15 protein-coding genes are annotated in these 20,670 nt (G+C 54.2%); 8 read left to right on the top strand and 7 right to left on the bottom strand.

What is annotated here, in order from left to right:
• The 3 genes from TRICHSKD4_RS27335 to TRICHSKD4_RS27325 form a co-directional block, all read right to left on the bottom strand.
• The coding region (locus TRICHSKD4_RS27335; RefSeq protein WP_040617690.1) for an aspartate aminotransferase family protein at positions 1-1,370 on the bottom strand (1,370 nt) is incomplete at its 3' end.
• A gap of 42 nt (positions 1,371-1,412) precedes the next feature.
• Positions 1,413-2,816, bottom strand: a complete 1,404-nt coding sequence (locus TRICHSKD4_RS27330) for a glutamine synthetase family protein (RefSeq protein WP_009469730.1) — start codon at positions 2,814-2,816, stop codon at positions 1,413-1,415.
• Between the two features lie 141 nt (positions 2,817-2,957).
• The gene (locus TRICHSKD4_RS27325; protein ID WP_009469729.1) at positions 2,958-3,641 is read right to left on the bottom strand and encodes a GntR family transcriptional regulator; all 684 of its coding nucleotides are present in this window, start codon (positions 3,639-3,641) and stop codon (positions 2,958-2,960) included.
• 191 nt (positions 3,642-3,832) lie between these two features.
• Here TRICHSKD4_RS27325 and TRICHSKD4_RS27320 point away from each other — a divergent pair, with 191 nt between their 5' ends.
• From TRICHSKD4_RS27320 to TRICHSKD4_RS27300, 5 genes are all read left to right on the top strand, one after another.
• Positions 3,833-5,221 (top strand): glutamine synthetase family protein, encoded by a 1,389-nt coding sequence (locus TRICHSKD4_RS27320; RefSeq protein ID WP_009469728.1) that lies wholly within the window; start codon positions 3,833-3,835, stop codon positions 5,219-5,221.
• Positions 5,222-5,404: 183 nt separating this feature from the next.
• On the top strand, positions 5,405-6,496 hold the full coding sequence (locus TRICHSKD4_RS27315) for a polyamine ABC transporter substrate-binding protein (RefSeq protein ID WP_009469727.1): 1,092 nt from the start codon (positions 5,405-5,407) through the stop codon (positions 6,494-6,496).
• A gap of 70 nt (positions 6,497-6,566) precedes the next feature.
• On the top strand, positions 6,567-7,715 hold the full coding sequence (locus TRICHSKD4_RS27310) for an ABC transporter ATP-binding protein (protein WP_009469726.1): 1,149 nt from the start codon (positions 6,567-6,569) through the stop codon (positions 7,713-7,715).
• A 10-nt stretch (positions 7,716-7,725) separates the two neighbouring features.
• Positions 7,726-8,655 (top strand): ABC transporter permease subunit, encoded by a 930-nt coding sequence (locus TRICHSKD4_RS27305; RefSeq protein WP_009469725.1) that lies wholly within the window; start codon positions 7,726-7,728, stop codon positions 8,653-8,655.
• Entirely contained in the window at positions 8,652-9,473 is an 822-nt protein-coding gene (locus TRICHSKD4_RS27300) for an ABC transporter permease (RefSeq protein WP_009469724.1), read from the top strand. The genes TRICHSKD4_RS27305 and TRICHSKD4_RS27300 overlap by 4 nt, the downstream gene beginning before the upstream one ends.
• Here TRICHSKD4_RS27300 and TRICHSKD4_RS27295 read toward each other — a convergent pair whose 3' ends face one another.
• A complete protein-coding gene (locus TRICHSKD4_RS27295) occupies positions 9,474-9,722 on the bottom strand; it encodes a DUF6460 domain-containing protein (RefSeq protein WP_040617705.1) in 249 nt (82 codons plus the stop codon). It abuts the gene before it with no gap.
• A gap of 272 nt (positions 9,723-9,994) precedes the next feature.
• Here TRICHSKD4_RS27295 and TRICHSKD4_RS27290 point away from each other — a divergent pair, with 272 nt between their 5' ends.
• A complete protein-coding gene (locus TRICHSKD4_RS27290; RefSeq protein ID WP_009469722.1) occupies positions 9,995-10,690 on the top strand; it encodes a CoA transferase subunit A in 696 nt (231 codons plus the stop codon).
• Between the two features lie 16 nt (positions 10,691-10,706).
• Positions 10,707-11,333: a CoA transferase subunit B gene (locus TRICHSKD4_RS27285; RefSeq protein WP_009469721.1), complete on the top strand. Its 627-nt coding sequence runs from the start codon at positions 10,707-10,709 to the stop codon at positions 11,331-11,333.
• Between the two features lie 57 nt (positions 11,334-11,390).
• Here the strand turns inward: TRICHSKD4_RS27285 and TRICHSKD4_RS27280 are convergent, their stop codons facing one another.
• The 3 genes from TRICHSKD4_RS27280 to TRICHSKD4_RS28745 all read right to left on the bottom strand — a co-directional run bounded on the left by TRICHSKD4_RS27280 (position 11,391) and on the right by TRICHSKD4_RS28745 (position 19,856).
• Positions 11,391-13,100 (bottom strand): iron ABC transporter permease, encoded by a 1,710-nt coding sequence (locus tag TRICHSKD4_RS27280; RefSeq protein ID WP_009469720.1) that lies wholly within the window; start codon positions 13,098-13,100, stop codon positions 11,391-11,393.
• A gap of 106 nt (positions 13,101-13,206) precedes the next feature.
• The gene (locus TRICHSKD4_RS27275) at positions 13,207-14,214 is read right to left on the bottom strand and encodes a Fe(3+) ABC transporter substrate-binding protein (protein WP_247642879.1); all 1,008 of its coding nucleotides are present in this window, start codon (positions 14,212-14,214) and stop codon (positions 13,207-13,209) included.
• Between the two features lie 392 nt (positions 14,215-14,606).
• Positions 14,607-19,856, bottom strand: a complete 5,250-nt coding sequence (locus TRICHSKD4_RS28745) for an ATP-binding protein (RefSeq protein ID WP_009469718.1) — start codon at positions 19,854-19,856, stop codon at positions 14,607-14,609.
• Between the two features lie 267 nt (positions 19,857-20,123).
• Between TRICHSKD4_RS28745 and TRICHSKD4_RS27265 the strand changes: the two genes are divergently transcribed.
• Positions 20,124-20,507: a phasin gene (locus tag TRICHSKD4_RS27265; RefSeq protein ID WP_009469717.1), complete on the top strand. Its 384-nt coding sequence runs from the start codon at positions 20,124-20,126 to the stop codon at positions 20,505-20,507.
• Positions 20,508-20,670: the final 163 nt, after the last annotated feature.

The raw sequence follows: 20,670 nt of genomic DNA, 5'->3' as shown, positions 1-20,670 counted from the left end.
AATGCATGGTGCGTTTCGTCGAGTGTTTTTACTACGGCTTCGATGAGGAAGTCCGCTTCCTCACGGCTTAGCACCAGTGGTGGCGAGATAATCATGCTGTCGCGCACGGCCCGCATCACAAGCCCGTTTTCAAACGAAATATCGCGGCAAATTGTGCCCACGGTGCCGGTATCCGGGAAGGTCTTGTGCCGATTGGTTTTGTCAGGCACCAGCTCAAGTGCGCCGACAAGGCCAGTCATGCGGGCTTCGCCAACTAGCGGATGGTCGTTCAGCTTCAGCCAGCGCTCACGCAAATAGGGGCCAATGTCATTAGCGACACGGTCCACAAGACCTTCGCGCTCGATAATGTCGAGACTGGCAAGCGCCGCCGCCGCGCAAACCGGATGACCGGAATAGGTGTAGCCATGATAAAACTCACCGCCTTTGTCGACGAGCCCTTCGGCCACCCGGTCTGACACCATGACACCGCCCATCGGCAGGTAACCGGATGTCAGGCCCTTGGCAATCGGCATCAAGTCCGGTTTGAGACCGTAATAGTCCGACCCAAACCATGTGCCCAAACGACCAAAGCCGCAGATCACCTCATCAGCCGCAAAAAGGATGTTCCGTTCTGAGAGGATGCGGCGAATTTCCGGCCAATAGCTTTCCGGCGGAATAATGACACCTCCGGCGCCCTGAATAGGTTCGGCAATAAACGCACCAACAGTGTCTTCGCCCAGCTGGTCAATGGCTGTTTCAAGCTCTCGGGCAACTTTGATCCCGAATTCTTCCGGGCTGAGATCGCCGCCTTCCCCGAACCAATAGGGCTGGTTGATATGCCGAACTCCGGGGACAGGCAGGTCACCTTGTTCGTGCATGGCCTTCATGCCGCCGAGACTGGTTCCGGCAAGTGTTGACCCGTGATACCCGTTCCAGCGGCCAATAATGGTCTTTTTCGCCGGTTGGCCTATCTGGTCCCAATAGTGGCGAACCATACGGAAAACGGTGTCATTGGCCTCCGACCCAGAGGAACAATAAAACACCCGGTTCATGTGATCTGGAGCCAACTGGGCCAGCTTCTCCGACAAGGCCACAGCGGGCGGGTGGGTCGTCTTGAAAAAGGTGTTGTAGTAGGCCAGCTCTTCCATCTGACGGGAGACAGCTTCCGCAATCTCTTTGCGGCCATGCCCGACCTGCACACACCAAAGACCGGCCATGCCATCCATCATGCGTTTGCCGTCCGAATCTTGCAGCCAAACCCCTTCGGCCCCGGTGATAATCCGGCTGCCTTCTTCATTCAGGGACTTCATGTCACTGAAGGGATGCAGATGGTGCGCGGCGTCCGTGGCCTGAAGAGCAGCGGTTGGATAGATGTTTGATTGGGCCGTCATGACGGGGAACTCCGAAAGCGGGATTGAAACCGCAAAGAGGGACTAAACGTTCAAGAGGAGATACTCGCGCTCCCAGGGGCTGATCACGGACATGAAGGTCTCAAACTCTTCATACTTGATCGCCCGATAGGTCGCGACAAAGCGCTCGCCAAAGATCTCGATGATGTCTTCGTTATTCTCGAAAAGGCGCAAGGCTTCCGGAAGGCTCCGCGGCAGGGATTTGACGATATCGCTGGAATAGCCGGATTGCGGGGCATCCGGCGTCAAACCCTTCGTGAGGCCGAGATAACCACAAGCCAGCGAGGCGGCAATGGCAAGATAAGGGTTGGCATCAGAGCCCGGAATACGGTTTTCCAGCCGACGGGCTTGTGGCGCAGAATAAGGAACCCGCAGGCCAACTGTACGATTGTCATACCCCCAGAACACGTTGACCGGCGAGGTCGAGCCGCGCGCAAACCGGCGGTAGGAGTTTACAAACGGCGCCATGATGCAGGTGACATAAGGCAAGTAAGCTTGGTGCCCTGCAATGAACGATAGAAAATCGTCCGTTTCCTCGCCGTTGCTGTCGGAGAAAATATTGGCGCCCGTCACCTTGTCCATCACCGACTGGTGAATATGCATCGCCGATCCCGGTTGGCCGGACATCGGCTTGGACATGAAGGTCGCATACATTTCATGGCGCAGAGCCGCTTCCCGAATGGTGCGTTTAAACAGAAATACCTGATCGGCTAGTTTGAGAGGGTCGCCGTGGCGCAGATTGATTTCCATCTGCGCAGCGCCTTCCTCGTGGATCATGGTGTCGATCTCAAGCCCCTGACTTTCCGAGAGATCGTAGATGTCATCAATCAGTTCATCGAACTCATTGAGTGCGGAGATAGAATAGGATTGACGCCCCACTTCAGGACGGCCAGAGCGCCCGACCGGGGGCTCAAGCGGATAGTCAGGATCGGTGTTCGGCTTGACGAGGTAAAACTCAAGTTCTGGGGCAACCACTGGCTCCCAGCCCTTGTCCTCGTAGAGTTTCAGGATGCGTTTCAGAAAATTGCGCGGCGCCGTCTCAACCGGTTCACCTTCTCGCGTATAAGCGTCATGGATCAACTGCGCGGTTGGGTCACTTTCCCATGGAACTGAGGTGAGTGTCGCATAATCAGGGCGAAAATAGAGATCGCCATCCGTCGGGTTGTGCTGAAAGCGATCATCATCTTCAGGGTATTCGCCTGAAATTGTTTGCGCGAAAATGGACGCCGGCATTGTCATGACAGGGCCGGAAAAGAACTTCTCAGTTGGCATCATCTTGCCGCGTGCAACACCCGCAAGATCCGGCACAATGCACTCGATGTCCTGAATGTTGCGAGAGCGCAACCAGTCGTGCGCAGCGTCTCCATCCGGAACGCCCAAGAGGCTATCGAGAGGGGAGGTGTCTGCCTGATTGGTGTCGTCGCTCACGTTCGGCTCCGTTTGTTTGTCTGACAGTCTCAGGTCTCTTCAAGCAGATGTTGTATGGTTTGGAAGAGGACTGTCATGACGATAGTGGTAATTTGTGATCACAAAATTTGCAAGGCGCAGTATGCGTGCTGAAGTCGGCAGTCAGGGCGAGGGAAGGCCTTCCCGTCCCAAAATGCCCATGCCATCTTCAATGTCCTTCGCAATAGCTTCACGAAGCGCGGTGGCATCGCCGTCTCGAATGGCTTGGATGGCTTCCTTGTGGCGGTCGATCAGATTGACCGTGCCCACCCGCCCGTAAACGGTGCGCATATAAGGGGCAAATTGCAGCCATAGACTGTTGACCAATGGCAGCAAAATTTCTGAGCCGGCCGCCTGATAAATGTGAAAGTGAAAGTCGCGGTTGAGCCTCATGTAGCTCTCGGAATCACCGGTCCCCAAGCTTTCGTCGATGCGCTGATCGATCGCCTCCAATTTGCTTGCGTCCGCGGGTTTTAGGCTTTTCAGGGATCTTTCGGCCAATTCAGGCTCTAGCAAAAGGCGCGCAGTAAGGATTTCGTCAAAGCGTCTCGGGGACATCTCCGGCACCTGAACGCGTCCATTGGAGCGAATTTCAAGTGCATTTTCAGCAGCCAGCCGTTGAATGACTTCCCTCACAGGCATGGGGCTCACCCCCAGCTCCTGAGCAAGACCGCGTAAGGTCACAGCTTTTCCGGGAATAAAGCGTCCGGTTAAGAGGGCTCTGCGCACGGCCTGATCCACCTGATACCGAGCAGTTTTCCGAGGTTTGGTATCCGAAGCTGCTTGCGCGGGAGAGGAAGCTGACACGTTGTTGGCCTTGCCTTGGGAACTTCAGTCTACGTCATGCTCGCCCTGTTTCACGAAGAGAGTTCCGCTTGACAGTGCTTCATGAAAGTGATCACATTTTTACTAAGAGCGCAATTGTCTCACCCTGCAAGAAGCAGTTTGGGATCGCTCCAAAGCGCAAAACCGGTTCAAACTTGGATGACTGAAATTAAATGGTAGACCTGCCACATCATGATCTTGAGCATCCAGCAGAACCGGGATGGGAAAATGCTTTTGATGCATTTTTGAGAGAGCATCCCGATCTTGACACCTTGGAAGTAGTGCTCCCGGACACGAACGGCGTCCTGCGTGGCAAGTGGCTCCCCGGCGGAGCGCTCAAGAAGGTTTTTGAGCAAGGAGTGGCATTTCCTTTTTCCTTGTTTGGGCTGGATGTCTGGGGCCGGGAGGTTGAATCCACTGAGCTCCATATCGAGACCGGTGACAAGGATGGCCTGTGCTGGCCGATCCCCGAAACGCTGAAACTGGTGCCATGGACAGACAGAAAAACCGCACAGGTTCTTTTGTCCATGTATCACCGCGATGGCGAACCTTTCCTGATCGACCCGCGTCATGTTCTTGAACGGATGATCAATCGCCTTTCAGACGAATTTGGCCTGAGTGCCACCTGCGCCTTTGAACTGGAGTTCTATCTTTTCGAGGAGAGCGACGGTGATTGGACGGAGCAGCCCAAACCTTTGTTCGCAACGCATTTGGGTCCAGCGCGCCAGAACATGTATGCGCTTTCTGATCTAGAGGCGCTGTTGCCGGTTGTCGACGATCTTCGCCGCGCATGCGAAGCACAGGGAATACCTGCGGACGCAGCAGTTTCAGAGGCCGCGCCCGGTCAGTTTGAACTGAACCTTCATCACCGACGCAATCCGCTACTTGCAGCGGATGATGTTGTGTTGCTGCGCCGTCTGGTGGCAGGGGTTGCGCGAAAGCACGAACTCAAGGCGTCCTTTATGGCCAAGCCCTATGTGGAATGGCCAGGAAACGGCATGCATGTTCATGTTTCCATGGAGCGGAAGGGCAGCAATATCTTCTCCGATCCGGATACCGGGTCCACGCGGCTGGGTCATGCAATCAATGGGCTGCTCGAAACAATGCCGGAAGCCCTTTTGTTGTTCACCTCTACATTTAACGGGTTTCGGCGCATGCAGCCGGGCTCTTATGCGCCAACGTCGATTTGCTGGGGCTTTGACAACAGGTCTGTTGCCCTTCGCGTTCCCGCAAGCAGTCCGGAGGCGGCGCGAATTGAACACCGGATCGCTGGGGCAGATGCCAACCCGTATCTGGTCCTGACGGGCATTCTGGCGGGCATGCTCGATGGTTTGAGAGCTGAAAAAGACCCGCCTCAGCCGGTAACCGGCAATGCTTATGAGAAAAAGCACAAACGGCTTACACCCTGGATGGACGAAGCGATCGACGCATTTGAAGCCTCTGCCCGAATGAAAGAGGCCGTGGGCGCAGACATGCACAAGGTGCTGACGGAAATCAAAAAGGAAGAACTCAATGAGTTTGGTCGGGAAATCTCCACTCTGGAGCGCCAGACCTACTTGTGACAACCGAAAGTGTGAATGAAATCAAGCTGGACGAGAAGCCCTTCATTGCTTTGGTGTTTGACGATCAGCTTGTTGGAATGTCAGTGTGAAACGTGACGATGGCATATACCGCTGTCAGAATAACAAGATAAAACGCTTGTAAAACAGGTTCAGAATTCAACCTTCCCAAGGGAGTGTATGCGAATGTTGAAGAGTCTTTTGGCAGGAGTGGCCGCAGTCGGCTTGATGGCGAGCGCAGCGCAGGCAAAGGACCGCGTTGTGAATGTGTTCAACTGGTCCGACTATATCGATGAATCGATCCTTGAAGACTTCACCAAGGAAACCGGGATCAAAGTCGTTTATGACGTCTTTGACAGCAACGAAATCCTTGAAACCAAGCTTCTGGCTGGTGGTACGGGCTATGATGTTGTTGTTCCGACGGGCACATTTCTGTCGCGCCAGATCCAGGCAGGCGTGTTTACCGAGCTCGATAAGTCGAAGCTGAGCAACCTTTCCAACATGTGGAAGGACATTGAAGCTCGTGTTGAAAAATATGACCCGGGCAATGCCTATTCCATCAACTACATGTGGGGCACCACCGGTCTTGGCTATAATGTCGAGAAGGTAAAGGCTGCGCTGGGCGAGGATGCCCCTGTCGACAGCTGGGATCTTCTGTTCAAGGAAGAAAATATCTCCAAACTGAAAGACTGTGGTGTGCATCTGCTGGACGCACCGACAGAGCTTATTCCTGCTGCCCTCAACTATCTGGGCATGGACCCGGACAGCAAGGACAAGGGCGACATCGAAAAGGCTGGCGAACTGCTGAAGACCATTCGTCCCTATGTCCAGAAGTTCCACTCCTCAGAGTACATCAATGCGCTGGCAAATGGTGATATCTGTGTTGCCGTTGGTTGGTCTGGCGATGTTCTTCAGGCACGCGACCGCGCTGCAGAAGCAGACAATGGTGTAACCGTCGAATACTCCATTCCGAAAGAAGGTGCGCTGATGTGGTTCGACCAAATGGCCGTGCCTGCGGATGCGCCAAACAAGGATGAGGCGCACGAGTTCCTCAACTACATCATGCGCCCTGATGTGATGGCCAAGGCCTCCAACTATGTCTACTACGCCAACGGAAACAAGGCGTCTCAAGAGCTGTTGAACGAAGACGTGATTGGTGACCCGGCCATCTACCCGAGCGAGGATGCGGTGAACAACCTCTACACCGTGACCGCATATGGTCCGCGCATTCAGCGCACGGTGACACGTACCTGGACCTCTGTAAAAAGCGGTCAGTAAACACTTCCCGACTCGGCCTCATCAGGCCGGGCCGGTTGCCTTCTGCCGGGGATTTTCAGGAGGGTGCACCTTGGCCAAAAAACCGATAGGGCCGGTTCGGCGTGACTACGCGCCGTGGGATGATCCAGCGTCCGTCCCATTTATTGAATTCCGAAATGTGACCAAGCGCTTTGGTGATTTCACAGCGGTCAATAATCTGAGCCTGAAAATATATGAGCGGGAATTTTTTGCGCTTCTGGGCGGGTCTGGCTGCGGCAAGACAACCATGATGCGTATGCTGGCCGGTTTTGAAACACCAACCGAAGGTGAAATCCTGCTGGACGGGCAGAGCCTATCGGGAGTTCCGCCCTATCGTCGCCCCGTCAATATGATGTTCCAGTCATATGCGCTCTTCCCGCATATGAATGTGGAAGCCAACATCGCTTTTGGCCTGAAGCAAGATGACATGCCAAAGGCGGAAATCGCAGACCGGGTTGCGGAAATGCTCCGGCTCACAAAACTGGAGAGCTTTGCCAAGCGCAAGCCTCACCAGCTGTCCGGCGGTCAACGTCAGCGGGTAGCTCTGGCCCGATCTCTTGCAAAGCGGCCCAAAGTCCTGCTGCTCGACGAGCCATTGGGCGCACTCGACAGAAAGCTTCGTGAAGAGACCCAGTTTGAATTGATGAACCTTCAGGAAGACCTGAAGATGACCTTTCTGATTGTGACGCACGATCAGGAAGAAGCCATGACGGTGGCCGACCGCATCGCGGTTATGGACGCCGGTGAGATTGTGCAAGTCGCAACACCGGGGGAAATTTATGAGGCGCCGAATTCCAAATTTGTGGCTGACTTCATCGGCGACGTGAACCTGATTGAGGCAAAGGTTGAGGAGACCTCCGAAACCGGTACACGGCTGCAGGCTGTTCACGGGAACTACGTGATCGACAGCGCGCAATCTGTCTCGGCATCAAAAGGCGAAACTGTCTGGTATGCCATCCGCCCTGAAAAGGTTCGGATGGAGTTGGGTGAGCCGTCCGGTGGGGACCTCAACAGTGCAGGAGCAATCGTTTGGGACATTGCCTATCTGGGGGACATGTCAATTTTCCATTCGCGGATCGGGGAGGCGAGCCTTCGCTCCACGGTCGCCAATGTAACTCGCACGGTTGAGCGACCGATATCCTGGGACGATAAGGTTGTTTTGTCCTGGGATCGGGATGCCGGTGTGATCCTGACCGAGTAGGAGGACGAAGATGGCAAGCGAAACTTCTTCATCCGCTCCCAAACGCAGTTTGGGTGGTTGGGCGTTGATTGCAGTCCCTTACTTTTGGCTGTTTCTGTTCTTTCTGGTACCCTTCTTCATCGTCTTCAAAATCTCCTTGTCGCAGATCGCCGTAGCGATACCGCCCTATTTTCCAGCCTTTGATTTGGGGCAGGGGCTGCAGGTTCTTTTTGCGGATCTGAAAGAGCTCAGCCTTGAGAACTACATTTTTCTGACTGAGGATGATCTTTATTGGCGCTCATATGTATCAAGCGTGACGATAGCCGCCATTTCCACGTTCATCACGCTTCTGGTTGGCTATCCGCTGGCATATGGTATGGCGAGAAGCCCGAAAGAGTGGCGACCAACACTCTTGATGTTGGTGATTTTACCCTTTTGGACCAGCTTCCTCATCCGTGTTTATGCTTGGATCGGAATTCTGAAAAACGAGGGACTTCTCAATCAGCTGCTGTTGACGCTTGGTTTGATTGATCAGCCGCTCACAATCCTGAACACCAATATCGCCGTTTATATCGGCATTGTGTATTCCTACCTGCCGTTCCTGGTGCTGCCGCTTTATGCAAGCCTTGAAAAACTGGATGGCACTTTACTGGAAGCAGCCGAAGACCTTGGATGCCCTCCGTGGAAAGCGTTCTGGAAAATCACCCTACCACTCTCTATTCCCGGCATTATTGCAGGCTGTTTTCTCGTGTTTATTCCCGCCGTTGGCGAGTTCGTCATTCCCGACCTTCTCGGCGGCTCAAACACGTTGATGATCGGTAAAACGCTGTGGGTTGAGTTCTTTAACAACCGGGATTGGCCTGTCTCGTCAGCTGTAGCTGTCATCCTGCTTCTGATCTTGGTCATTCCGATCGTGCTGTTCCAGAATCAGCAGCAAAAAATGGCGGAGAGAGAAGGATGACGCGCGGTCCAAGCTGGTTCAATGTCACATCGCTGGTGTTAGGTTTTTCCTTCCTTTACCTGCCGATCCTGTTGCTGGTTGTCTTTTCCTTCAACGAGTCCCGCTTGGTGACGGTTTGGGGTGGGTTTTCGACCAAATGGTATGCCGAGTTGCTTCGCAATGAGCAGCTGCTCGACGCATTCTGGGTTACGATCCGTGTGGCGTTCTTCTCAGCCACTGTCGCCACCGTGCTGGGCACCATGGCGGCCCTAGTGTTGGTACGTTCAGGCCGTTTTGTTGGGCGCTCGCTCTTTTCAGGCATGGTCTTCGCGCCGCTCGTCATGCCGGAAGTGATCCTCGGCCTGTCCTTGCTGCTCTTGTTTGTGGCGATGGATCAGGCGCGCGGGTTCTGGACGGTGATGCTGGCGCACACAACTTTTGCCATGTGCTACGTCGCGGTCGTTGTGCAGTCGCGTCTTGTCGGGTTTGACAAGAGCATTGAGGAAGCTGCGGAAGACCTCGGCTGCCCACCGGTCCGCACCTTCTTCCAGATCACCCTGCCCATCATTTTCCCCGGCGTGATTGCCGGTTGGATGCTGGCCTTCACCTTGTCATTGGATGATCTGGTAATTGCGAGCTTCACCACCGGCCCGGGCGCGACGACCCTACCGATGAAAATCTATTCGCAGGTACGTTTGGGCGTAACGCCCGAAATCAACGCGGTCTGCACGATCCTGGTCGGATTTGTCACTATCGGTGTAATCGCCGCATCCCTTGCGACCAAGCGCCAGCAGGTGAAGCGCGAGCGAGACGAGCGTGCGGCAATAGCAGGCGGATAGTCAGTTTCCGCCGCTTGGCGGGCGGAATAGATAGATCACGATCCAGATCGGGACGACGATCAACGAGCCGAGCATGATGTTTGGAATGGCCCAGTCGATAGCCATCTGGGTCAATTCCCACATTCGTTCTGGTGTCAGCCCGACTTGAGCCAGCAGGTCGGCTGCCGAAATATTGAAAAAAGACAGCCCGGCACCCAGCAATAGGGAAAAGAAGCATAGTTTGAATATGGTCGATAGGAGTTGATACACCTTCGGATCTCTTGTTTGCCTCTTGCGCCGGTCTTTGTGTCGCGGTTGGAAGCCTCCGATTTTCGCTTCCAGAACCACCACTTAAGCTGTTTGTAGCGTCTCTTGCAAATCTTCCCGTACCGCTGGTGTGAGATGGCGTCAATGAACTAGGTAATTCTGACCTTAGCCAAAGCGAAGTGTTTCGGAAATTGCGCTGCAAACCGCACTTGACGGGGGTAGGGCAAGCGGCCATGTTGCGTCGCAACCGGCCTAATAATCTTCGGGAGATTGGTATGAATAAGATTTATCCGGACGCGGCGTCCGCGCTGGAAGGCCTTGCCATTGACGGCATGACTGTCATGGCGGGAGGTTTTGGTCTTTGCGGAATTCCGGAAAACCTGATTGTTGCCCTGCGGGATACGGGTGCGAAGGATATTACGGCGATTTCCAACAATGCAGGTGTTGATGATTTTGGTCTGGGGCTGCTGCTGCAAACCCGCCAGATCAAGAAGATGATCTCCTCCTATGTTGGCGAAAACGCAACTTTCGAAAAGCAATATCTGAACGGTGAGCTGGAGCTTGAGTTCAACCCGCAAGGCACCTTGGCCGAGCGTGTTCGTGCAGGCGGTGCCGGGATCCCGGGCTTTTACACCAAGACCGGTGTTGGCACACTCATTGCCGAGGGCAAAGAGCACAAGGACTTCAATGGCGAGACCTACATTATGGAAACGGGTCTGGTTGCTGACCTGTCTCTTGTGAAGGCGTGGAAAGCCGACAAGGAAGGCAATCTCATCTTCCGTAAGACGGCGCGCAACTTCAATCCGATGATGGCAACAGCTGGCAAGACTACAGTTGTCGAGGTTGAAGAGCTGGTCGAGACCGGTGAACTGGATCCGAACCACATCCACACACCGGGTATTTTTGTCGACCGCATTGTTGTTGGCACTTTTGAAAAGCGCATCGAAAAGCGCACCATTCGCGAAGCCTGAGGCGGGAGACATCATCATGGCATGGACACGTGACGAGATGGCCCAACGGGCTGCGAAAGAACTTCAAGACGGCTTTTATGTGAATCTGGGCATTGGCATTCCGACGCTGGTTTCCAACAACATTCCGGAAGGCGTACACGTTGCGCTTCAGTCCGAAAACGGCATGCTTGGCATGGGCCCGTTTCCGACCGAAGACGAAGTGGATGCGGACCTGATTAATGCGGGCAAGCAAACCATCACCGAGCTGCCACAGACCAGTTACTTCTCTTCTTCTGACAGCTTCGCGATGATCCGCGGTGGACACATCAATTTGGCGATCCTCGGCGCGATGGAAGTGTCTGAAAATGGCGATCTGGCCAACTGGATGATCCCGGGCAAGATGGTCAAGGGCATGGGCGGCGCCATGGATCTGGTCGCCGGCGTCAAGCGTGTTGTTGTGATCATGGATCACACATCCAAGGCTGGGGCTCCAAAGCTGCTTAAGGACTGCACTTTGCCGCTGACCGGCGTGAAGTGTGTTGACCGCATCATCACAAACCTGGGTGTCTTTGACGTTGTTGAAGGCGGTCTCAAGATTGTAGAGCTGGCACCGGGCGTCAGCGAAGACGAGGTCAAATCGTCGACGGAAGCCACACTGGTCTGATTCAGTCTGGAAGATGAAATTACCTAAGGCGCTGACCGTTAAAAGTCAGCGCCTTTTTCATTCCGCAGGCGCTGTTGGAACAGGATCAGCAGGTGCCAATCGTTTCGTTGTCTTCGTTCTGAATGAAGTTGCGCTCGTCCGTGCCAAGAAAATAACAGGCAAGAGCCCCACCAAAACGATGGCGAGCGAGGGAAGAGCTGCTTCTCCAAAGGCCTCACGCGAGGCGGCTTCAAAGACAGTGGTTGCCAGCGTTTCAAAGTTAAATGGACGCAAAAGGATAGTAGCGGGCAGTTCCTTCATGCAGTCAACAAAGGTCAACAGCAGCGCAGAAAGCAACACGGGTTTTAAAATCGGCAAGTGGACCTGCACCAGAGTATTGGTTTCAGTCCGTCCCAATGTTCTTGCCGCCATGTCCAGATGCGGGGAGATTTTTGCCAGTCCGCTTTCAATCTGCCCATAAGACACGGCCAGAAAACGGATGACATAGGCGTAGACGATGCCGGTTCCGTTTCCGATCAACAGCAGGCCGGTGCTGAACCCGAGCCAGACCTTTGCTTGTCCGGCAATGAAGTTATCAAGCGCTGCAAGCGGGATCAAAATGCCAATCGCGAGCACTGTGCCCGGAATTGCGTATCCAATCGAGGCAAGCCGAACCGCGGACTGAAGTTTACGGCCGGGGCGCAGACGCAAGGCATAGGCGAGTACAACGCTGACAGCGACTGTGACAAGCGACGCAATGATGGCCAGTGTCAACGTGTTGCCGGCCGCGGACAAAAACGCGTCAGAAAACAGTTCGTCAAGTCGCCGGCTTGCGCTGTCGGCCAGAAGAAGCGCAGGTACGACAAACCCAAGCAAGATTGGCAAAAGGCACACCACAAGAGCCAACACACTGCCACGTGTCGAGAGCTGGAAGCGCAGCGGCATCCGGTGCTTTGCGGCTCCATGGGAATGGAATTTCTGACGCTTTCTGCCCTGACGTTCTAGCCAGAGAAGAGCAAAGACCATCAGCAACATGGCAAGAGACAATTGTGAGGCTGCCGCAAGGCTCGAACGATTAAGCCAGATATCATAAACGGAAAAGGTAAGGGTCCGGACACCAAAAAATGTCACGGCACCAATGTCATTCAGGCATTCCATCAAGGCAAGCGAAGCACCAATGGCGATGGCCGGCCGCGAAAGCGGCAGGGCTACCCTGAAGAACAGTGATGTAGGCGTTGCGCCCAATGTGCGCGAGACGTCCAGCAGGCTTGCCGACTGGATCATGAAGCTCGCCCGTGTTGTTAGGTAGACATAGGGGTAGAGCACCATGCTCATGACAAAGATGGCACCACCCAGTGAGCGAAGCTCCGGAAACCAGTAGTCTCGAGAATTCTTGAAGCCAAAGGCCCATCTCAGCCAAGTTTGCAGCGGGCCTGTGTAGTCGAAGACCTCCACATAGGCGAAGGCCACAATATATGTTGGAACGGCAAGCGGCACCAGCAGCGCCCAGTCCATGTATCGGCGTCCGGGGAACTCACACATGGTGACGAGCCATGCGGTGGACACGCCGATGACAATGGTGATGACGCCCACACCGACCATGAGCCAAAGGGTTGTCGCAAAAGAGCCGGGCAGGACGGTTGTGATCAAGTGTCCCCAAATGTCGCCAGCGGGAGACGTGGCGATCCAGACAAGAGCGGCCAGCGGAAACACCACGACAACCGATAAAACGGCTGCGCCCCATTTCCAGTTTCGGTCACCGGTTGGCTGGTTTCGCGTCTTGATCAAAAGGCCCTCATTTTGCTCAGTGCAATAAGACGTTTTAACGTTGAAGCCAATGGCAAAAAGGCGCTGCGATGGGCAGCGCCTTTGAACTTTTCGTGTGTCCGATCAATTAGCTGGCCGGGCCATTGTCAAAACCAACCTTGTCGACAAGCTCACTTGCTGTCTTACGGTGCTTCGCGATTTCGGCAAGAGACAGGGTGTCCGGTGTCAGGTCGCCCCAACTTTTAACGCGATCAGAAACTTCAACGCCCGGAGTGACCGGATACTCGAAGTTGGTTTCAGCATAAATTTGCTGTGCGTTTCCACCGCTAAGGAACTCGATCAGCTTCACAGCATTGTCCTTGTTCGGTGCGTGCTTGGCCAAGACCACACCTGCGAGGTTCACGTGGGAACCGCGGTCTTCAGAGTTCGGGAACAGAAGCTTGACGGACTTAGCCCATTCCTTTTGCTCTGGATCTTTCTCGTTGGTTTCCATCTTGCCCATGTAATAGGTGTTGCCGATGGACAGGTCACATTCGCCAGAGAAGATTGCTTTGACTTGAGCGCGGTCGTTGCCGGTTGGCTTGCGGGCAAGGTTGTCACGAACGCCAACCAGCCACTCTTCGGTTCTTGCTTCGCCATGATGGGCAATCATGGAGGCGATCAAGCCAATGGTGTAAACGTGCTGACCAGAGCGGGTGCAAATCTTGCCCTGCCATTTCGGGTCTGCCAGCTCTTCGTAAGTGATGGTGTCCTGCTGAACCCGATCCTTGGACGCGTAAATGATGCGTGCGCGGTTGGTCAGGCCAACCCAGTGGCCTTCCGGGTCACGGTACTGCGCCGGGATGTTCTCGTTCACGACATCGGAGCTAACTGGCTGCGTAATGCCGAGCTGCTTGGCACCATCCAGACGACCAATATCGACTGTCAGGAGAACGTCAGCCGGTGAGTTTTCACCTTCTGCAGAAATACGTTCACCCAAACCCTTCTTTGCGAAAATAACATTGGTTTTGACACCGGTTTCCTGTGTGAAGGCATCCAGAAGCGGCTGGATGAGGAACGGTTGGCGGTAAGAGTAAATGTTCACTTCGCCGTCAGCCAAAGCGGGCATGCTGGCAGTGGTTGCTGCAGTGAGCATGAACAGGGCTGATGCGGCACGTACCGTCGAACGCATAGTATTTCTCCTTTTGCAGGATTTATTGATTCTGTCTGAATTTTCTAGCTGACTGTGTCAGGCACGCGAGAATATGATGTGAAGGGCCTTGAAAGTCAATAAACTCTTTAAAATCAATAGCTTAGAATTATTCAAAACTAACATGACTATAAACCTCCACTTAAGCGCTGGATTCTGAATTAAAAACAGCGTCTTAGGTTCAAGTTTTTGGCTATAGCGTATCCGGGGTGGATTGCTCGCCTCAGGCAATATGAAAAATATTTAATAAAAAAATTTCGCGCAATTGTCGGTTTACGCAAGATAATTGTCCGAGCGCATTTATCGCCATCATTGTCAGCAAGCCTTGGGAATAGTTCCTATTCGGCGAGAACACGCTGTGTCGGGAAACTGATTTCCACGAGCGTGCCTTGATCCGGAGTGGAATCAATCCGGAAAGACGCCCGGTTCGCTTCCACCAATGCCTTTGTCAACGGAAGACCAAGCCCGGTACCGCTGCCGTGGCGGGCAGTATGCAATTGCCGGAAGGGTTCAAGCGCCGCAGATAGATCCTTTGCACTCATTCCAGTTCCCGTATCACGAACCCGCAGCACCACTTCGCCTGTATCTTCAAACGCCGTGGAAACAATGGCTTGTCCGCCAGACTTGTTGAACTTGATCGCATTGGACAACAGGTTCAGAACAATTTGGCGCAAGGAGCGCGGGTCAGCCACCACGTTGGGTACTGAGTCAGGCAAGCTTGCCCGGATAATAACCCGCTCCCGATTGGCTTGCGGCTGCATGATGGCAACGCACTCGTTGACAATATCCTTGATTGAAACCGCCGTGAACTGAAGGTCCAGCTTTCCGGCTTCAATCTTGGAAAGGTCGAGAAGATCGTTAATCAGGCTCATGATGTGGGAGCCAGATGTGCGAATGTCTTTCAGATATTCCTTGTAGCGCTCATTGCCGATCTCACCAAAGCGCTCATCCATCATCACTTCGGAAAAGCCGATGATTGCGTTGAGCGGCGTTCTGATCTCATGGCTGATCTTGGCCAGAAAATCTGATTTTTGCGAGTTGGCGTTCTCGGCTTGCCGTTTGGCCTGGGTCAGCTCTTCTTCTGCGGTCTTCCACTGGGTGATGTCGCGCAGCACGGCACAGAATTTGCGGTCTTCACCATCATGGTTGATGCGGCCAATGGTCATGAACAGCGGTATGAGGCCGCCAGATTTCAAAAGCCCCAGCACTTCACGGCCATCGTTCAAAACACTAGCAACACCATTGCGCACCAGCCCGTCAAGATAGTCCGTTGCGCCACGGTGGCTTTCGGGTGCCAGGTAGTCGAACAGCGGCACCCCGATCATATCTGCCCGGTTTGCGTTAAACAGGGCTTCTGCAGAGCGGTTGGCCTTGATGATCACACCATTCCGGTCAAGAACCAGAACACCATCTGTCGCAGTTTCCAAAATCGTATCAAGTTCAGCGATCTGGGTTTGAGCTGCTTGCAGTTCGGTGCTGGAGACGCTGCCTGAAGCCACTGCCTCGGCTGCGCGTGGAACGATTGAAATCATCAGCCCCTGTCCACCATTCCAGGGAACGGAATGCATTCGCGCATCCACTGGCAGCAGGCTTCCGTCAGCACGTCGCGCCTTCAAGGTTCCGTCAACGGTGCCTTCCATGCCTTCGGCATCCGGGAAGCTGTCTTCGTCTTCTTCCGCGAACAGGGCTTCAAGGCCACCAGCTTCGGTCAGGTGTCTATGGGTCGGGTAGCCGAGAACGGACAGCAGTGTTTCATTGGCAAAAAGCACGTCCCGATCCCGCGCAATGGCAATGCCGATTGGCAATCGATCCAGAAGGTCAGGGTCAATCGGGCCTGACGGTTCCGTTTCCGGTGGCAAAATGCCTTCCGGGTCGAGCATGTCGAGCTCATCAAAACCGGCAATGTCACCTTCAAACCGTGCGCCAAGCGCTTCGGCAATTGTCTTGAATGCCGCAAGATCAGGGCGGGAGAGGTTCGAGGTATCCACCGGAACCAGATGCGGACGCGCGGAGACCAACGGAATGATTTCTGCCGTGTCCTGATCTGCTACAGCTTCTGCCTCTTCGTCGGTTTCCTTGTGCGCTGCTGTTTCCTTGAAAAAATCCAGCTCATCTTCTGCTTCGTCCACAGGATCGATGGGGGCATCGTTGTCCTGGTCGGTTTCGAAATTATCACCTGAGACGACATCATCGGCGTCTGTTTCAGATTCAGACTGGCCGACCTGCTGAGTTTGATCTTCAAGGTCCGGGAAGAGGGATGCCTTGTCCTTTTTCTTTGCATCAAAGGACTTCGCCAAGGATTTCACAGCGCTCTCGATATCCTTGTGATCCAAGGCCTGAGGGCCATTGATGCCCTGCGCTTCGCCATCAATAGCTGCTAAAACGGCTGCATTATCCTCTGGAATACTGTCCTTGACGTCATCTTCTGACGAGATTTCTTCCTCAGCCTCAGCCTCAGCCTCAGCCTCAGCCTCAGCCTCAGCCTCAGCCTCAGCCTCAGCCTCAGCCTGCTGTTCATCAGAATTTTCGGTTGCAGCAGTCTCTAGGAGGTCTGTATCCGTTTTCAGACCATCATCTAAACCTGTCGATGAGGTAGGCGTTTCAGCTTCGCCAGAGTGTTCAGCGATCTCTTCGATGGTGTCTGCGTCGAATTCATCTTTCGAACTGGAGGCTTTGGAAACTTCCTCGGGACCTTCAATGGCTTCCAGACGCTCTTCAAAATCAGAAGCGTCTGTTTCTATCGTATCTTTATTTTCGCCATCAGATCCTGCATCCAACTCGGGATTGTGATCCGTTGCATTGCTGTTTGGTGTCAGCTGTCCAACAAGAGCTGCGGCTTGCGAAGCGAGCCAGGTGTTCCCTCCAAGCGCCTTGTCCGGTTTCGGAGCAGGGGCGTCGCTTATGTGGTCGACAGGTGGCTCTTCATGGGAAAGTGTCTGCGCCTCTTCGCCGTTCGGAGCCGGGTCTTCCTCAGGAATCTCAGCCTCTGGCGAAAGGACTTGGTCCGCGTCGGAGGTGTCTGCAGGAGCCTCATCCATCGCAACTTCAGAATCCTCGGTTGTTTCTGAAGCGGTTACGATCTCATCAGCCTGAAGTTCGCCATCATCAACCGCAATGTCTGCGTCTGAGGTACTAGGGCTATCCGCCTCCAGAACCTCCTCAAGATCGACTTGACTGGCCTGTTCAAGCGTCTTCGCTGCAGCTTCAACGTTATCTTCAGCAGCACTGGTCAGTTCGCTCACGAGAGTTCCCACTTGCTCGCTTGCTTGTTCGGCCTCCTCAAGTGCTGCAACAGCGGCGTCTTTCGAAGATTCTATGACCTCTTCGGCGCTATTGCCTGCTTCGCCAAGCGTGTTGCTGATCGCTTTTGCCTGTTCCGACACGGTTTCAACATCAGGACCTACCTGATCATCCAAAAAAACGGCATCAGCACTTTCCTCGACCGCATCAGCTGTCTCTTCGATAGCGTCGCCAATTTCTTCTGCAGTGTCGGTGAGGGTCTCTTTGGCAGCATCCACATCTTCTGATGCTTTCTCAACAAGGGTATCAGCTTGATCACCCAAAGCGTTGACTAGCGTATTCGCCTCAGCTTCGACCTCGTCATTCGCTGCCTCCACCGTTGTCTCAACAGTCTCGGTGACAGCCTCTTGGGCATCGGTCCCACCGTCTAGAATATCAGCGATGAGATCAGATTCGCCCGCCATAGTCGCTGCAACAAGTGGGTCTTCGGTCAGCTCCTTAGCGGCCAGGTCGCCAATTTCGGTTTGGTCTGGAGCATTTACAGTCGTCTCCCCAGCATCCTGATCGCTCGCGGGAGCATCAGATCTCCCGACAACCATCGCTCCAATTCCTGCCGCCGCGGCGGTAGCTGCAGTGGCCAATGGCGCTGCAGTGCCGGTGTCATCGGATTGGGTTTCCGGCGGCGTTTCGTTGGCGGAAGTTTCGCCTTCAGACGCTATCGTCTCTACAACCTCATGTGCTTCGCCAGTCTCCACATGATCTGAGGCACTGCCCGCCGCATCTGCATCCGCATCGAGTTGCTGATCGGTAAAAGTGTCTGCATCCGTTGTGTCGATGGTGTCGCGTTCGATTGCCTCTGCGCTCTCAAAGACCGCTCCGGGCACGAAAACGCCATCCGGGTCTTCCTTGGCATCTGCGGTCCGGCAGACCCCGAAACCCCGATAGCCTTCAAATTGACGATCTCTGTCGAAAGCTGGCAGTGCGGCCATATCAACCGGCACGCGAACCGCTTCGCCGCTGACCGGCCAATAAACGGTTTTGCCGGACCAGGTGTCGCGACGGTCCAGCGCCTGCGCGATTTTTGCACGGCCATCAACGCCATAGAGCTCGCGAACCTCAGCCCATGTCTTGCCCAATATATCAGTGGAAGAGGGGCCGAGCGTTTGACCAAACTCATCGGAGACAAAAGTAAACCGCTGCTCCAAGTCCATTTTCCAGGCAAACCGGACCGGTCGGCGTTTTTGCTGGAACACGAACCCGTCGTCATCGGAGCTGCTTAACGGATCTGGTGAAGCATCTGTGTTGGGCGCATCAAGTGACGCTGCTTCGACGACCCCTGCTGCTGTCGCAACCGCTGCCTCAATGGGGGGCATTCTGTCCGCTTCATTGTCTTCGCCGGTTTCAGCATCCGGCTCGTCCGCGGCAGATGTTTGAGTTTGGTCCGCCGGGACCTGATCTTCCACTAAATCCATGTCTGCGGCAGCGTCTTCGATTGCTTCCGCTTCGTTGGTAGAAGCTGATGCAACGTTCTCAAGCTCGTCCGTTGTTTCTTCTGCGACGGAAAAAGCGTCGTTGTCTGTTGGAGCAGCTGGGTCTTCCGCCATCATTTCGGCGGAGTTTTCGTTATCGGCGTCGGTTTCGTCGGGTATGTCAGCAACGGGCTGAGCCCCCACCGGCGCATCAATAGCGTGATCAGTGCTGTCATCGCTGTCTGAAGGCGATAGAGGATTTGGGTCCACCAGCACCAGTCGTTGTCCGTTGCCAAACTGCGTCACTTGCGCCGAATGAACCTCGTGCCCAATGGCGACTTCAGTCTCTTCCAGCCCCACGTCTGCCGGTTGAGGCCAGCTGTCCGGCATGGTGGACAGGCTGCCGCCTTGAGCCGAAATCGTGCCATCAGCATTAATGACAAATGCGGATCTGTCCTCATTCGCCAAAAGCGTAAGATAGGACGTCAATGGTTCTGCAGATAAAGAGGGCTTTTCTTCCGGCGCGACGACGAGCGCCGCGCTGTCACCGTTTTCAAGAAGCAAACGTTTGCACTGACATGTCAGCAAAATAACCCGCAACCCCTTGTAGAACCGAAGACGATCCAGGCTGGGCCGGTCTTCCGATCCAGACGCAGCAATACGGGCAATGTGCGGGCGAGCCGGCGCGCGACCTAGTCCGGCAAAGGCTTCCAGCTCATCGATGGACTTGGCGCCAAAAAACGAGGCACCTGCAGCGTTTGCCCAAAGAATGCGTGATCCATCAGCCGAAAACACCCACGCAACATGTGAAGCATTGGCAAGAGTGGAGATGTCGGGTCTGCTGCCAAGTTCCATAAAGGTGGAAACGTACAAACCCATAATTCAGCTCCACATTACTCTGAGCGACTGGTCGATTACTTGCAGCACCGGGTCCAACACGTGGTGGTAAACAACCTGTTAATAGCAGAGAATCTGCTTCTAAGTCCATGTAAAGCCCATGTTTAAGCCACGCAGAATGAAAGCGTGGTTAATCCTGAGGGCGTACGACCATTGTTATTTGCGGCAATGTGGACTGACATGATAGCAAAAGGACGCACCAGACCAGCTCTGGCGTACAAGTTCATGCAACCGGGAGAGGATTTCCCCATGGCTACAGATAAGTCCGGTTTCGAGGTTCCCGAACAAATGCGGGAAATGGCGGAAAAAAGCGTAGATCAAGCCCGCCAGGCATTTGATGAGTTTATCAGTGTGACTCAGAAAGCCGTTTCCAGTGCGGAAGAAGGTGCGACCGCCGTTCAGTCCGGTGCAAGCGACATTCAGCGCAAGAGCCTGTCCTATGCGGAAGAGAACATCGAAGCAGCTTTCGGTTTTGCCCAGTCACTCGTGAAAGCGAAAGACATGGAAGAAATGAGTGCCCTGCAACAGGATTTCATGAAAAAGCAGATGGAAACACTTGGCGAGCAGTCTCGTGAGCTGTCTGACCGCGCCGTCAAAGCCGCGCAGGACGCAGGGGAATCTGCCAAATCCTGATTTAAATCGTAAATTTATCCGAAAACGAATGAAATATTCTACCGGATTTTTTTGCCCCTAAAACTATGAAAAGTCGCACTAATCACGTGCGGCTTTTGTTTTCCGGAAGGTCCGCAGGCTTTAAAATGATTGTGCGGTGCAAAATATTGTTGCAATGCACAAT

It is taken from the genome of Roseibium sp. TrichSKD4 (assembly GCF_000148725.1).
GTDB lineage: Bacteria > Pseudomonadota > Alphaproteobacteria > Rhizobiales > Stappiaceae > Roseibium.
This window is presented reverse-complemented; position numbering and strand designations above follow the sequence as displayed.

Coding starts and splice junctions, on each gene's coding strand:
- TRICHSKD4_RS27320 (WP_009469728.1), top strand. CDS start 3,833: ATGGTAGACCTGCCACATCATGATCTTGAGCATCCAGCAGAACCGGGA.
- TRICHSKD4_RS27315 (WP_009469727.1), top strand. CDS start 5,405: ATGTTGAAGAGTCTTTTGGCAGGAGTGGCCGCAGTCGGCTTGATGGCG.
- TRICHSKD4_RS27305 (WP_009469725.1), top strand. CDS start 7,726: ATGGCAAGCGAAACTTCTTCATCCGCTCCCAAACGCAGTTTGGGTGGT.
- TRICHSKD4_RS27300 (WP_009469724.1), top strand. CDS start 8,652: ATGACGCGCGGTCCAAGCTGGTTCAATGTCACATCGCTGGTGTTAGGT.
- TRICHSKD4_RS27290 (WP_009469722.1), top strand. CDS start 9,995: ATGAATAAGATTTATCCGGACGCGGCGTCCGCGCTGGAAGGCCTTGCC.
- TRICHSKD4_RS27285 (WP_009469721.1), top strand. CDS start 10,707: ATGGCATGGACACGTGACGAGATGGCCCAACGGGCTGCGAAAGAACTT.
- TRICHSKD4_RS27275 (WP_247642879.1), bottom strand. CDS start 14,214: ATGCTCACTGCAGCAACCACTGCCAGCATGCCCGCTTTGGCTGACGGC.
- TRICHSKD4_RS28745 (WP_009469718.1), bottom strand. CDS start 19,856: ATGGGTTTGTACGTTTCCACCTTTATGGAACTTGGCAGCAGACCCGAC.
- TRICHSKD4_RS27265 (WP_009469717.1), top strand. CDS start 20,124: ATGGCTACAGATAAGTCCGGTTTCGAGGTTCCCGAACAAATGCGGGAA.